We start from the raw sequence: 14290 nt of genomic DNA, 5'->3' as shown, positions 1-14290 counted from the left end.
CGTGTTCGGACGTCGTCGCAAGCGAGACGCAAAGCCCGAGGAAGCGGTCGAGGCGACCGCCGACGAGACTCCGGACGAGGAAGAGGTGCGCCGGGTACGGCTGGAGCCCGCCCCCCGCCCCGACGGGCCCTGGGACCTGAGCGAGGTGACCAAGCCGGCCGAGGGGCGGGTGGACCTCGGCGGACTCTTCGTTCCCGGCGTCCAGGGCATGGAGCTGAGGGTCGAGGTCGCGGGAGACGCGATCGTCGCCGCCACGGTGGTGCTCAAGGACAGCGCGGTGCAGCTCCAGGCGTTCGCCGCGCCCCGGCGGGAGGGCATCTGGGCCGAGGTCCGCGAGGAGATCGGCGCGGGCATCACCGGGCAGGGCGGGGCCATCGAGGAGATCGAGGGCCCGCTGGGCTGGGAGCTGCGGGCCCGGGTGCCCGTCAAGCTGCCCGACGGCAAGCAGGGCACCCAGGTGGTGCGCTTCGTCGGCGTGGACGGCCCCCGCTGGTTCCTGCGCGGGGTGATCTCCGGGCAGGGCGCGGTGCAGCCGAAGACCGCTGGGCTGCTGGAGCAGATCTTCCAGGACACCGTCGTCGTCCGCGGCGAGGGGCCGATGGCCCCCAGGGACCCGATCGTCCTCAAGCTCCCGGACGACGCCCAGATGGTGCCGGACGGCGTGAAGAAGGAGCAGGCCGCCGCGGGCGACGAGGCCCCCGTCTCGCGGTTCGCCGGCGGTCTCGACAAGCTGCGGCGCGGCCCGGAGATCTCCGAGGTCCGCTGAGAGCCACCCGGCGCGGCCCCCGAACCCTCGTTCGGTGGCCGCGCCGAGGCGTTCCTCCGGGCGGTGGCGCGGTGTGGCGGCGGAACGACGCGGGTACCCGGGCGCGGTCCCCTTCTGGAGGCCCGCCCATGAGCAGAGCACGGCACGCCCGTACCGGTACCGAGCCCGTCACCGCGCTGAGCGCGCTGCGGCTGCGGCTGCTGTTGTCGGCCGTCTTCACGCCGCTCTTCGTGGCCGGTGCGATCGTCTTCGGCGTCTGGTGGGGGCGCGCGGAGCAGGGCGACGCGGTCGGCCCCGACCCGCTGCGGGTCGCCACGCTGATCTGCGCGGTTCTCGCCGTGGTCGCCCTGATCGACCTGCTGGTGGTGATACGCCGCCGGCGTTCCGCCTCCCGTTCCGCCTCCCGCTGACGGACGAGGGGAACGAGGGCCCCGGGAAGCGACGACAATGGGGCCATGGCACGCCGCGGTGAACTACGGATCTATCTCGGAGCGGCCCCGGGGGTGGGCAAGACCTTCGCCATGCTCTCCGAGGCGCGTCGGAGGGCCGAACGAGGCACCGACCTGGTGATCGGCGTGGTCGAGCACCACGGCAGGCCGCGCACGGCGGCGCTGCTGGACGGCCTCGAACAGGTGCCGCCGCTGTCGCCGGTCCGGGGGGACGGCACGGTGCGCGAGATGGACACCGAGGCGGTGCTGCGCCGCTGCCCCGCCGTGGCGCTGGTGGACGAGCTGGCCCACACCAACGCGCCCGGCTCCCGCCACGAGAAGCGCTGGGAGGACATCGAGGAGCTGCTGGCCGCCGGGATCGACGTGATCTCCACCGTCAACATCCAGGATCTCGCCTCGCTCAGCGACGTGGTGGAGTCCATCACCGGCGTCGAGCAGCGCGAGACCGTCCCGGACGAGGTGGTGCGCGGCGCCGGCCAGATCGAGCTGGTCGACATCACCCCCGAGGCGCTGCGCCGCCGGCTGGCGCACGGCAACATCTACGCCCCCGACAAGATCGACGCGGCGCTCTCGCACTACTTCCGACCGGGCAACCTGACCGCGCTGCGCGAGCTGGCGCTGCTGTGGACCGCCGACCGGGTCGACGACTACCTGCGCCGCTACCGCACCGAGCACGGCATACGGTCCACCTGGCACGCGCGCGAGCGGATCGTGGTCGGGCTCACCGGAGGGCCCGAGGGCAGCACCCTGCTGCGGCGCGCGGCCCGGATGGCGGCGAAGAGCTCGGGCGCGGAGATCCTCGCCGTTTATGTCTCGCGCTCCGGCCGGCTCAGCTCCGCCTCGCCGCGGGTGCTGGCCTCCCAGCGCACCCTCGTCGCCCAGCTGGGCGGCACCTTCCACCACGTGATCGGCGAGGACGTGCCGACGGCCCTGCTGGACTTCGCCAGGGCCGCCAACGCCAACCAGATCGTGCTCGGGTCCAGCCGCCGCAAGTCCTGGCAGTACGTCTTCGGGCCGGGGGTGGGCGCGACGGTCGCCAGGGAGGCGGGGCCCGACCTCGACGTGCACCTGGTCACCCACGACGAGGTGGCCAAGGGGCGGGGGCTGCCGGCGGCGCACGGCGCGCGGCTCGGCCGCGCCCGGGTGCTCAGCGGCTGGCTGCTGGGGCTCGGCGGACCCGCGCTGCTGGCGGTGATGCTGGACGCGCCGGAGCCGGGCGCCGAGTTCTCAAGCGACGTGCTGCTGTGCCTGTCGTTCACGGTGCTGGCGGCGCTGACCGGCGGCTTTCTGCCGGGGCTCGTCTCGGCCGCGGTCGGCTCGCTGCTGTTGAACTACTTCTTCGCCAACCCGGTGCGGCAGTGGACCATCGCGGAGGGCCACAGCATCGTCGCCATCGTGGTCTTCTTCGCCATAGCGACCTCGGTGGCCACCGTGGTGGACCGCTCGGCGCGCCGCACCCAGCAGGCGGCCAGGCTGCGGGCCGAGTCCGAGACGCTGACCGTGCTGGCCGGCAGCGTGCTGCGCGGGGACGACACGCTGGCGGCGCTGCTGGAGAGGGCGAGGGAGACCTTCGGGATGGACGCGGCGGCGCTGCTCCAGCAGGACAGCGAGGACCGCAGCTGGGCGTGTGTCGGCTCCGTCGCGGTCAGGGACGACGTCCGGCCGCCGCGGGTGCCGGCCGACGCGGACGTGGACGTGCCCGTGGGGGACCACACGATGCTGGCGCTGACCGGCAGGGTGCTGCCGGCCGAGGACCGGCGGATCCTGGCCGCGTTCGCCGCCCAGGCCGCGGCGACCCTCGACCGGCAGCGGCTGAAGGAGGAGGCGGTCCGCGCCCACAAGCTGGCCGAGGGCAACCGCATCCGCACCGCGCTGCTGGCCGCCGTCTCACACGACCTGCGGACCCCGTTGGCCGCGATCAAGGCCAGCGTCTCCTCGCTCCGCTCCGACGACGTGGCCTGGTCGCCCGAGGACGAGGCCGACCTGCTGGAGAGCATCGAGGAGGGCGCCGACCGGCTGGACCAGCTGGTGGGGAACCTGCTGGACATGTCGCGGCTCCAGACGGGCACGGTCGAGCCGCTGATCCGGGAGATAGACCTGGACGAGGTGGTGCCGGGCGCGCTCGGCGGCATCGCCGAGGAGAGCGTGGTGCTGGACATCCCCGAGTCGCTGCCGTTCGTCGCGGCCGACCCCGGGCTGCTGGAGCGGGCGGTGGCCAACGTGGTGGAGAACGCCGTCAAGTACAGCCCGGAGGAGCAGCGGGTGATGGTGCTCGCCAGCACGCTGGGCAACCGGGTCGAGCTGCGCGTCGTCGACCGTGGCCCCGGCGTTCCCGCCAGCCACAAGGGGCGGATCTTCGAGCCGTTCCAGCGGCACGGGGACACCCCCAGGGGGAACGGCGTCGGCCTGGGCCTGGCCGTCGCCCGTGGATTCACCGAGGCCATGCACGGCACGCTGGAGGCCGAGGACACCCCCGGCGGCGGGCTGACGATGGTGCTCACCCTGCCGACCGCGAGCGTCGCGGCGGCCGAACCGGAAGGAACGACAGCCCATGCACCGGGTGCTCGTGGTCGATGACGAGCCGCAGATTCTCCGCGCGTTGGTGATCAACCTCAAGGCGCGCGGCTACCAGGTGGACACGGCCGCCGACGGTTCGACGGCGCTGCGGGTCGCCGCGGCCGGTCACCCGGACGTGATCATCCTCGACCTGGGGCTGCCCGACATGGACGGGGTGCAGGTCATCACGCGGGTCAGGGGGTGGACGCGGACGCCGATCATCGTGCTGTCCGCGCGGCAGACCTCGGACGAGAAGGTCAAGGCGCTGGACGCCGGCGCGGACGACTTCGTCACCAAGCCGTTCGGGATGGACGAGCTGCTGGCCAGGCTGCGGGCCGCGGTCCGCCGGCTCGACCCGGTGGCCGTCGAGCAGGAGCCGGTGGTGGAGACCGGCGGTTTCACCGTCGACCTGGCGGCGAAGAAGGTCCAGCGCGACGGGCACGACGTGCGGCTGACCCCCACCGAGTGGCACCTGCTGGAGGTGCTGATCCGCAACAGCGGCAAGCTCGTCAGCCACAAGCAGCTGCTGCTGGAGGTCTGGGGGCCGACGCATCTGACGGAGACCAACTATCTGCGGGTCTACATGGCCCAGCTGCGCCGCAAGCTGGAGGCCGACCCCGCGCACCCGCGCCATCTGGTCACCGAGGCGGGCATGGGGTACCGCTTCGAGCCGTGAGTGTCGGAGCGCCACGTTACGCTGATGGCATGAGTGCGGAAGGCCGCGCGGTAAAGCGCGGCGGGCGTCTGCGGCGCCTGCTGGGGCGTCCCGACGAGGGCGAGACGGGCGAGGACCTGGCGGCCGATCCCGCCGCCGTGCCCTGCACCCGGATCGGCGACTGCGCAGGGACGGCCGCCGGCCGCCCCGTGGTGCACGTGACCGGCACGCTGCGCGCGGTGCGGGAGCGCAGCGTGGCGGGGATGCCGGCGCTGGAGGCGCGGTTGGACGACGGCAGCGCCTCGTTGAACGTGGTGTGGCTGGGTAGGCGGGCGATACCGGGGATAGAGCCGGGCCGCGAGATGGTCGCCTCAGGGCGGATCGCCGTGACAGACGGTCGAGCGGTGCTGTTCAATCCCCGATACCAGCTTCAGGCCCGTGGACAGGAGTAGCCGGGTGACCTCACCTGACAATCGTCGGACCGCCGACCAGACGCCCGACGAGGCCGCCACCAGGGACGCCTTCTTCGAAGCGTTCGGCGGGGTGCGCGGCATGGTGGAGACCACCGTGCCCGGTCTGGTCTTCGTCCTCATCTTCACCATCACCCGGGAGATCACCCCGGCGGCGATCGGCGCGGTCGGTCTCTCCGCCGCGATGGCGATCGCTCGGCTCGTGCGGCGGGACAGCGTCAAGCACGCGTTCAGCGGGGTCTTCGGCGTCGCGTTCGGCGCGGTCTTCGCGATGATCTCGGGCGACGCGAAGAACTTCTACCTGCCGGGCATGGTCTACACGCTCTGCCTGAGTTTCGCCTACCTGCTGAGCGCGGCGGTCGGCTGGCCGCTGCTGGGGCTGCTGCTCGGCCCGATCTTCCGGGAGAACCTCTCCTGGCGCACGAGGAACCCGGGCCGCAAGCGCGCCTACGTGAAGTCCAGCTATGTCTGGGGCGGCATCCTGCTCGCCAAGTCGGCGATCACCTTCCCCATCTACTTCTGGGGGGACGCGACCCAACTGGGCTGGCTGCGTGTGGCGTTGGGCATCCCGCCGTTCCTGACCGCCGTCTACTTCACGTGGATCATCCTGGTGAAGGCGCCCGCGCCGATCGACGTGATCGCCGAGTGGGAGGCCAGGGAGGCGGCGAAGGAGGAGGCCGAGAAGGCGGCGAAGGAGCCGCCAGCAGCGGGCGAGCCGTCCGTCGCGGGGGAGCCGCCGACCGCCCCCGTCGTCGAGGGGGACCCTGCGGCGCGGCCGTTGCCCAGCACCAGAGCCGAGGGGTGACCGGGCGCCCGGGGCCGGGCCGTCAGGGGCGGGCGGTCAGCAGCCGCTCCAGCTCCTCCTCCTGATGGGTAGCCGCGACGAAGAGCAGCTCGTCGCCGGGGGCCAGCGCGTCGTCCGGGTCGGGCACCATGACGCGGCTGCCCCTGATGATGGTGACCAGCGCGGTCTCCTGCGGCCAGGCCACCTCCCCCACCCGCGTGCCGACCAGGGCCGCGCCCTCCGGGAGCGTCAGCTCCACCAGGTTGGCGTCGCCCTGGCTGAAGCGCAGCAGCCGCACCAGGTCCCCGACGCTCACGGCCTCCTCGACCAGCGCGGACATCAGCCGGGGCGTGGAGACGGCGACGTCGACGCCCCACGAGTCGTTGAAGAGCCACTCGTTGGCCGGGTGGTTGACCCTGGCCACCACCCGGGGCACGCCGTACTCCGTCTTGGCGAGCAGCGAGACCACCAGGTTGACCTTGTCGTCGCCGCTGGCGGCGATCACCACCTGGCAGCGCTCCAGCGCCGCCTCGTCGAGGCTGGTGATCTCGCAGGCGTCGGCGAGCAGCCACTCGGCCGACGGGACCCGCTCCACGGAGACCTTGGTGGGGTCCTTGTCGATCAGCAGCACCTCGTGGCCGTTCTCCAGCAGCTCGTTGGCCACGGAACGGCCGACCGCGCCGGCGCCGGCGATCACGACTCTCATCGTTCTCTCTCCCTCGACTCGGCGGTCGCGCTCACCGGGGCTCCGGCCCGCGCACGCAGGCCGCCTCCACCTCGGCGACCCGGTCCCGGTACATCAGCACGTGCACCAGGTCGCCGTCCTGGAAGACCATCCCGGCCGTCGGGAGCGTCGCCTCGCCCAGCCGCGTCACGAACGCCACCCGCACACCGGTCGCCTCCTGGAAGCGGCTGACCCGGTGCCCCACCCACGCGGGGGCGAGCGTCACCTCCGACAGCAGCAGCTCGCCGCCGGGGTCGCGCCACAGCGGTTCGGCGCCCGAGGGCAGCAGCCGGCGGACCATCTGGTCGGTGATCCAGCGGACGCTGGCCACCGTGGGGATGCCGAAGCGCTCGTAGACCTCGGCCCGGCGCGAGTCGTAGATGCGCGCGGTGACATGGCGCACGCCGAAGACCTCGCGGGCGACCCGGGCCGCGATGATGTTGGAGTTGTCCCCGCTGCTGACGGCGGCGAAGGCGCCGGCCTCCGGGAGGCCCGCCTCCACCAGGGTGTCCCGGTCGAAGCCGAGCCCGGTCACGCGGCGGCCGGCGAACTGGGAACCGAGCCGGCGGAAGGCCGTCGGGTCCTTGTCGATGACGGCGACCGAGTGCCCGCGCCCCTCCAGCTCGTGCGCCAGGGTCGCGCCGACCCGGCCACAGCCCAAGATCACGATGTGCATAGGTCTCCTTCGCGCTGGCCACGCTACCGGCCGGCGGCTTCCGTCACCGCGCGCGGCCGGGCCCGGTGGGCGTAAGCCTGCCATGAGCCGCCGTAGACTTGACGGCCGCTGCGGCGTTTCCCGAACAGCGCCTCCGTGCGGCACCGCCGAACCCCGTTCGACGGCGCCGTCCACCGGGGCACGTTCCCCCGCGACGCCCCCGGCGACACCGATTCAACCGCGCACCCCGAGCGAGTGCCCGACCCCTGGAGCCGCACCACCATGGCCACCGAACCAACCTCCAGCAAGGCGGCCTCCCTGGTCGGCCAGGAGTACGAGGTCGAGGTCGGCCCGGTCGCCCACGGCGGGCACTGCGTCGCCAGGACCGGGGAGGGGCGGGTGCTCTTCGTCCGGCACGCCCTCCCGGGCGAGCGGGTCGTCGCCCGTGTCACCGAGGGGCGGGAGGACTCCCGTTACCTGCGTGCCGACGCCGTGACAGTGGTGGAGGCGAGCCGGGACCGGGTCCCCGCGCCCTGCCCGTTCTCCGGCCCCGGGCGCTGCGGGGGCTGCGACTGGCAGCACGCCAAGCCGGGCGCGCAGCGCCGGCTGAAGGCCGAGGTGCTGACCGAGCAGCTGGCGCAGCTGGCCGGGCTGACGCCCGAGCAGGCGGGCTGGGACGGCACGGTGGAGCCGGCGCCCGGCGACAAGGTCCCGGCGGGCGAGGTGCCGGCCTGGCGGACCCGGGTGCAGTACGCGGTCGACGAGGAGGGGCGCGCGGGGCTGCGCCGGCACCGTTCGCACGAGGTGGAGCCGGTCGACCACTGTCTGATCGCCGCCGAGGGCGTCACCGAGCTGGGCGTGGAACGCCGCGAGTGGCCGGGGATGGCCACGGTGGACGTGGCGGCGGCGACCGGTTCCCACGACCGGCTGGTGGTCCTCACCCCCCGGCCGGAACGGCGGCTGCCGCTCGTCGAGTTGGACCGGCCGGTCTCCGTGATGCGGGCCGAGCCGACGCGCGGGCGCGGCGGGGAGCCGGCGGTGCACCGGGTGCACGGGCGGGCGTTCGTGCGGGAGCGCGCGGACGACCACACGTGGCGGGTGAGCGGCGGCGGGTTCTGGCAGGGCCACACCAAGGCCGCCGAGGTGCTGGTGGACGCGGTGATGCGCGGGCTGATCCCCCGGCGCGGCGAGACGGCGCTCGACCTCTACTGCGGCGTCGGGCTCTTCGCCGGCGCGCTGGCCCAGCGGATGGGCGAGAAGGGCGCGGTGCTCGGCATCGAGGCGTCCGGGCGCGCGGTGCGCGACGCGCGGCACAACCTGTCCGGCTACCCGAGGGTGCGCGTGGAGCAGGGGCCGGTGGCCAAGGTGCTGCCGGCGACCGGCATCACGGAGGCGGACCTCGTCGTCCTCGACCCGCCCCGGGCGGGCGCCGGCGGCGAGGTGGTGCGGCAGGTGGCCGCGCTCGGCCCGCGCCGCGTCGCCTATGTCGCCTGCGACCCGGCGGCCCTCGCCCGCGACCTGCGCCACTTCGCCGCCGCCGGCTATGTCCCGCGCTTCCTGCGGGCGTTCGACCTCTTCCCGGTCACCCACCACATGGAGTGCGTGGCGATCCTGCACCCGGCGAAGAAGGAGTCCTGACCGCGGGCGGGTGGACGGGGCGGGGCCGGCGGGGGGCTCGCGCCGCTCCGCGCCCCTGACGGGGACGTGGCCACCGCCGGCCGTGGCGGAAAGCCGGCCGGTCCCTTTTCAGCTTCTCGCAGCCGTGCGACGATCTCACCTCGGACAGCGACGGTACGGGGGATGAGTGTGCCGGCCCGGTCGGGTCGGTGGCGTGGCTCTTGGGGGTACCCGTGGACATCCGCCTGCTCGGTCTGGTGCGGGTACTCGGTGACGAGGGCGAAGTGCTGCCGGTGACCGCGCCGTTGACCTGTGCCACGCTGGCGGCGCTCGCGCTGGGGCCCGGGCGGCCGGTGTGCGCGGGGGAGTTGGCCGAACGGCTGTGGGGGCGGGTGCCGCCGGGGGGCGCGGTCGGGCGGTTACGGCGGCAGGTGGCGCGGCTGCGGGCGGTGTTGCCGGCGGGGTCGATCCGCACGGTGCCGGGCGGCTATCTGCTGGATGTCTCCCCCGAGGCGACGGATCTGGGGCGGTTCGCCGGGGGGCTGCTGAGGGCCGAGGAGCTGGCGGCCGGGCGGCCCGAGGCGGCGCTGCTCACGCTGACCGGGGTGCTGCCGCTGTGGACGGGCAACCCGCTGATGGGCCTGCCGGACTGCCCGCTGCGTGACGGGGAACGGCGGCGGCTGCGGCTGCTGTGGTCGCGCGCGCTGCGGCTGCGCGCCGAGCTGGAGCTGCGTCTGGAGCGCGAGGCGGTCGACGAGGGGCGTGAGGCGCCGGTCTCGCACCATCCGTGGCGCGTCGACGCGCTGCCGCCGGAGGCCGGGGGCGACGAACTGGCCGCGTTCGCCGGGCTGGTCGAACGGGCCACCGCCGTCGAGCCGCCCACCGCGGCGACGCCGGGGCTGCCCGACGGGGCCGGGATGTTCGTGGCGCGCGCGGGGGAACTGGGGCGGCTGCGGCGCTGGTTGACGGACGTGTCCGCCACGCCCGCCGTCTGTCTGATCGACGGGCCCGACGGGGTCGGCAAGTCGACTCTGGCGGTGCGGGTGGCGCGGGAGTTGGGGCACCGTTTCCCCGACGGGCTGCTCTATGTCGACCTGCGTGGCGCCGATCCGCGCAACGCGCCGCTGACCGCGACCGAGGCGCGGCGGCTGCTGCTGGCGGCGATGGGCCTCCCGGGGAAGGAGATGCCGGACGAGGAGGCCTCAGGCGCCGTCTACCACGCCGAGATCCGCCGTCGCCGCGTGCTGGTGCTGCTGGACAACGCGGTGGACGCCGCGCAGGTCGCCCCGCTGCTGCCGGCCGTGGGCGGCTCGGCCGCGCTGGTCACGGGGCGAGCCCGGCTGGTGGGGGAGGGGGGTGGGCGGCGGCTGCGCCTGGAGCCGCTCGCGCCCGGCGAGGCCGTGGCGCTGCTGCGCGCGGCCGGCGGCCGGCGCCCGGGGCGCGGCGACGCCGAGGAGTGGGGCGAACTGGCGGAGCTCTGCGGCCGGTTGCCGCTCGCGCTGCGCATCCTCGGGACCCGGCTCGCGGCCGGGCCCGGGCGGCCGGTGGCCGATCTCCTCGGGGCGTTGCGCGCGGAACGGCGCCGGGCGGCGGGGGCGGGCGGCGGCTATCCGGAGCTTCGCGCCGTGCTGGCGGTCAGCGTCGACCAGCTGGCGCGGAGCGGCTCACCGGACGAACGGCTGGCGGCCACGCTCTTCCCCGCGCTCGGGGCGGCGGCCGTCCGCTCCTACACGCCGGGCTCGGTGGCGGCGCTGCTGGACGTCACCGCGCGGCAGGCGGGCGACGCGCTGGACCGGCTGGTCGACGCGCGGATCGTCGACCGCCCGCGGCCGGGCGTCTACACGCTGCACGACCTGCTGCGCGCCGCCGCCGGCCGGGACGCCGCGCGGATGCCGCAGGTCTGGCTGCGCACCCGGCTCGCGGCGTTGGCCAACTGGTACGCCGGCTCGCTCTACCGGCTGAGCCTGCCCATGGCGCTCAGCCGCACCCTGCGGACCCGGTACCGGCAGGGCGCCGCGCGTTTCCCCGGCGGGCGCCCCTTCACCTCGGTCGACGAGGCGCTGCCCTGGGCCGACGAGGTGCTGGACGACGTGCTGGCGCTGGCGGGGCAGCTCGCGGCGCCCTGCTTCGACGAGGGGGCGGCGCTGGGGGGCGCTCCGCTGTCGGACTTCGCGCTGGAGAGCGCGCGGGCGTTGGAGACCTACTTCGGCACGCGCCAGGCCGGGGGCGCGCAGGCCCGGCTCTGCGAGTTGGCGCTGACGGTGGCGCGGCGGCGCGGGGACGGGTTCGCCGAGGCGGTGGCGCTCGCCCAGTTGGGCAGGTTGTGGGGGCAGCGCGGGCAGGGGGCGCGCGGTGTCGCGCTGCTGCGCGAGGCGATCGCGGTGCTGCGCGCGTTGGGACGCGTCGAGGAGGCGCTGGGGGCGACGCTGCACCTGGTGACCTGCCTGGGCTCGGCCGGCAGGCTGGGGGACGCGATCGGGCTGGCGGAGGCGACGCTGGCCGAGGTGGAGGCCGGCGGGCACGAGGACTTCCGCACCCCGTTGACCAACAACCTGGCGCGCTGTCACCTCTACCTCGGCGACCACGCCACCGCCAGGGCCCTGCTGAGGGAGAACTACGCGGCGGCGACCCAGCCGTGGGACCGCACCATGGCGGCCGGGGTGTTGACCGAGTTCCACCTGGAGGTCGCCGAGTACGAGGAGGCGGCCCACTGGAGCGACCGGGGGATGGCGCACGCGGCGGAGCAGCCGTTCGACCCGTTCGTGGTGGCGCAGCAGCGGACCTGGCGGGCGCAGGCGTTGCGCGGGCTCGGTGAGGAAGCGAGTGCACACATCGAGGAGATGCACGCCAAGGCCGTGATCGAGGACCTGGACAGTCGCGAGAACGGCCACTTGCGAGTGCGAATCACGCGACGTCGACCGCTCGGTTGAGGCGTCCAAAAGCCCCGCGTAGCAACGTGTTTGCCGTTGCTACAGTTCTGATACACAGATGCTGGTGCAATTTTCCATCGGCTGTCCCACCATGGTGTGACGGGCGGTCGCCCGCACTTCGCGCCGGGCGCGCGTTGCGGGGGTGAACGTCAGCGAACAACTGTGAACCACGTCTACGGGGAGGAAGGCCATGAGCGACGAGATCAAGCTCTCGCCCGAGGAGGTCGACCGGGTGATGGGCGTCATCGGGCAGGCCTACACCGACATGGAGGAGGTCGCCACGGGAATCGGCGGCCACGGTGCCAACGTCTCCACCGCCTACAACGGCTCGGGCACCGGCCGCGCCATGGAGACCTACGAGGACCTGGGCCGCGCGGGCCAGGCGCTGGCCGGCGCGTTGGACGGGCTCTCCCGCGACCTCGGGCTGACCGCGACGACCGGTCGCGAGACCGACGCGGAGGCCCAGCACGTCCTCGGCGGCGTGCAGACCCCCGGGGTCACCCCGGACGCCGGCATCGCGCAGGCCATCTGACGCCCGGTCGGACCGGCCGACCTGCGCCCCACGACCGGGGCCGCCCGCACCACCACCTCACGAACGAAGGAGACCACGCCCATGGGTTACGGCGACGGCATGATCCGCTTCGGCAACGAAGGGCTGGACGCCATCCAGTCGGCGACCAGCGGCCAGCAGGAGCGCTACCAGGAGATCTGGGACGACGTGCACACCCAGCTGACCAGCCTCATCGAGCAGGGGCAGGTGGACGCCTCCATCGCCTCCGTGCTCAACGAGCGCGACGAGCAGTTCCGCCGCGAGGCCGGCGGCTTCGACGACAGCGTCAGCGGACAGAACCGCGCGATGCGGGACGTGCAGTCCATCGGCAACGAGGGCGGCTCCGCGATGGTCAGGGCCGCGGGCGGCGGTCGCTAGCCGCGCCGGAACGACGAGGACAGGGGGAAGCGCGCGATGGCAGGCGGCGATGTCGATCTCAACCCGGACGGGATGCGGGAAGCCGAGTCGGCGGCCGGGGGCAGCGGCGAACTGGGGGCGATGCGCGAGAAGTTCATCGGCATCGCGTCGGCCAGGGGGCTCTTCGGGAGCGTGCCGGGCGGTGCGGAGGCCGAGGGGGCCCTGGAGAGCGCGGCCCGCACGATGCTGAGCGAGCTGGAGGCCGCGGGGCTCACCGTCGGCGACATCCAGTCGAGCGCGGGCGAGGCCGCCGGAATCGCCGACGAGACGGACGCCGCCGCCGGGCAGCGGCTGGCCGGCGCCCAGGAGGCGGTCGGCTACTTCGACGGGCTGATGAACAGCGGCGAGGGCGGCGGCGGAGAGTTCCGGGAGTTGTACTGAGCGATGACCAGTGACGAGAGGTTCCACGGGATCGTGGGCGACATCTACAGCGCCCGCCACATCCGGATGTACGCGGCGGCCGGCGCCTGGATCGCGCTGGCCGGCGCGGGCACCGGCGAGAACGACCGGCTGGCGGGCGCCGCCGAGACGGCGGCGGCCGAGCCGGGCGTCGGGCTGATCGAGCTGTCCGACCGGATGGCGGAGACGGCCAGTTGGGCCTCGGGCGCCAGCGCCGTGGCGATGTCCATCGCCGGCCAGCTCCAGACGGCGGGCGACGCGTCGGCCGCCGCCACGGAGGAGGCGCTGACGCTGGAGGAGCGGTTCGCCGAGGCGTCCGAGACCCCGGCCGGGCCCGACGTGGGCATGGCGGCCGTGAACGCGTCCATGCGGCAGAGCGAGGAGCGCGAGCGGCTGGTCACCGAGGCGCAGGGCGTTCTCGACCGGCTCGCCACCAGCTTCGCGCGGGTCACGGGCGGCGACGCGCCGCCGGCGCCGGGGGGCGGCGCCGGGGGCGCGGGCGGCGCGCCGAGCGCCCCGGGGGGCGGGGCACTCGGCGGCGGCGGGCTGGCGGAGGCCGGCGGCGGCGCGCTGCTGCCGGCCGCCAACGGCGGCATGGTCGGCGCGGGGGAGTACCCGCACGGGCGGCTGCTGGGGCCGGAACGGGGCGACTTCGCCGGCTGGGTGCAGAGCCCGGCCACCGGCTTCCTCGTGGACCCGGCGACCGGCCGGGAGTTCGACCCGACGGCGGGCCGTTGGATCGACCCGGTCACCGGGCAGCCGTTCGGCGCGGTCACCGAGTACGCGGCCCGGCTCTCCGGGCTCAACGTCGGCCCCGGCGCCGTTCCGACCGCCGGCGGCCCGGCCGTGCTCGGCCCGGGGGCGGGGACCGCCTCGCTGGCCGGCCTCTACGGGGGGATCATGCCGCCGAGCATCGGCCAGGCGGGCCCCGCGCAGGGGCAGTTGACCCGGCAGGCGCTGCGCCACCTGGGGCAACGCGCCAACGTCGCGAGCCGGTTCGCGCTGCACGAGGCGGCGCAGGGCGGGCGCCCGTTCTCCCCGCCCCCGGGCGCGGCGGCGCACCGCCCCGGCGCGCGCGCCGGGGCGCCCGGCGCGGCCAGGCGCCCCGCGCCCGGCGCGGGCGCCCCCTTCGCCGCGGCCCGCGGGGACGCCGCCGCGCGCCACGGGCTGGCGCCCCCGGCGTCCGGCGGCGGTCGCGCCGCCCGGCGCGACCGGCCGGAGAGGGAACGGCCGCCCGTCACGGCGGACGACCTCACCGAGGACCCCTCGGTGTGGACGGGACAACGGCAGGCCCTCCGGGGCGTGTTGGGCGAATAGC

At 74.8% G+C, this 14290-nt stretch carries 14 protein-coding genes; 12 read left to right on the top strand and 2 right to left on the bottom strand.

The features are described 5' to 3' along the window. Position 1: 1 nt before the first annotated feature. From FH715_RS09410 to FH715_RS09385, 6 genes are all read left to right on the top strand, one after another. Positions 2-766 (top strand): DUF3710 domain-containing protein, encoded by a 765-nt coding sequence (locus FH715_RS09410; RefSeq protein WP_139642851.1) that lies wholly within the window; start codon positions 2-4, stop codon positions 764-766. 128 nt (positions 767-894) lie between these two features. Continuing rightward, positions 895-1176 carry a DUF6343 family protein gene (locus tag FH715_RS09405; protein WP_139642848.1) on the top strand — a complete coding sequence of 94 codons (282 nt, stop codon included), beginning with the start codon at positions 895-897 and terminating at the stop codon, positions 1174-1176. Positions 1177-1221: 45 nt separating this feature from the next. Next, complete coding sequence (locus tag FH715_RS09400) at positions 1222-3792, top strand: ATP-binding protein (protein ID WP_139642846.1); 2571 nt, start codon at positions 1222-1224, stop codon at positions 3790-3792. Continuing rightward, positions 3767-4447: a response regulator gene (locus FH715_RS09395; RefSeq protein ID WP_139642844.1), complete on the top strand. Its 681-nt coding sequence runs from the start codon at positions 3767-3769 to the stop codon at positions 4445-4447. The genes FH715_RS09400 and FH715_RS09395 overlap by 26 nt, the downstream gene beginning before the upstream one ends. 29 nt (positions 4448-4476) lie before the next feature. Beyond that, on the top strand, positions 4477-4878 hold the full coding sequence (locus FH715_RS09390; protein WP_139642841.1) for an OB-fold nucleic acid binding domain-containing protein: 402 nt from the start codon (positions 4477-4479) through the stop codon (positions 4876-4878). Positions 4879-4882: 4 nt separating this feature from the next. Beyond that, a complete protein-coding gene (locus FH715_RS09385) occupies positions 4883-5701 on the top strand; it encodes a DUF3159 domain-containing protein (RefSeq protein WP_425472695.1) in 819 nt (272 codons plus the stop codon). A 22-nt stretch (positions 5702-5723) separates the two neighbouring features. Here the strand turns inward: FH715_RS09385 and FH715_RS09380 are convergent, their stop codons facing one another. Both FH715_RS09380 and FH715_RS09375 read right to left on the bottom strand, forming a co-directional pair. Then, complete coding sequence (locus tag FH715_RS09380; RefSeq protein ID WP_139642838.1) at positions 5724-6386, bottom strand: potassium channel family protein; 663 nt, start codon at positions 6384-6386, stop codon at positions 5724-5726. A gap of 31 nt (positions 6387-6417) precedes the next feature. Then, on the bottom strand, positions 6418-7080 hold the full coding sequence (locus tag FH715_RS09375) for a potassium channel family protein (protein ID WP_139642836.1): 663 nt from the start codon (positions 7078-7080) through the stop codon (positions 6418-6420). A 261-nt stretch (positions 7081-7341) separates the two neighbouring features. Here FH715_RS09375 and FH715_RS09370 point away from each other — a divergent pair, with 261 nt between their 5' ends. From FH715_RS09370 to FH715_RS09345, 6 genes are all read left to right on the top strand, one after another. Beyond that, positions 7342-8697: a class I SAM-dependent RNA methyltransferase gene (locus FH715_RS09370; protein ID WP_139642833.1), complete on the top strand. Its 1356-nt coding sequence runs from the start codon at positions 7342-7344 to the stop codon at positions 8695-8697. 212 nt (positions 8698-8909) lie between these two features. Next, the gene (locus FH715_RS09365) at positions 8910-11606 is read left to right on the top strand and encodes an AfsR/SARP family transcriptional regulator (RefSeq protein WP_170184681.1); all 2697 of its coding nucleotides are present in this window, start codon (positions 8910-8912) and stop codon (positions 11604-11606) included. A 190-nt stretch (positions 11607-11796) separates the two neighbouring features. Continuing rightward, entirely contained in the window at positions 11797-12138 is a 342-nt protein-coding gene (locus FH715_RS09360; RefSeq protein ID WP_139642827.1) for a WXG100 family type VII secretion target, read from the top strand. 81 nt (positions 12139-12219) lie between these two features. Continuing rightward, entirely contained in the window at positions 12220-12534 is a 315-nt protein-coding gene (locus tag FH715_RS09355; RefSeq protein WP_139642825.1) for a hypothetical protein, read from the top strand. A gap of 36 nt (positions 12535-12570) precedes the next feature. Beyond that, entirely contained in the window at positions 12571-12954 is a 384-nt protein-coding gene (locus tag FH715_RS09350; RefSeq protein WP_139642822.1) for a hypothetical protein, read from the top strand. A 3-nt stretch (positions 12955-12957) separates the two neighbouring features. Next, positions 12958-14289, top strand: coding sequence for a hypothetical protein (locus tag FH715_RS09345; protein ID WP_139642819.1), 1332 nt, complete (start codon positions 12958-12960; stop codon positions 14287-14289). Position 14290: the final 1 nt, after the last annotated feature.

The sequence above is a fragment of the Streptomyces sedi genome, assembly GCF_006335015.1.
In the GTDB taxonomy this organism is placed as follows: Bacteria; Actinomycetota; Actinomycetes; order Streptomycetales; family Streptomycetaceae; genus Streptomyces; species Streptomyces sedi.
Note: the sequence above shows the minus strand (reverse complement) of the source record. Positions and strands in the feature narration are given on the sequence as shown.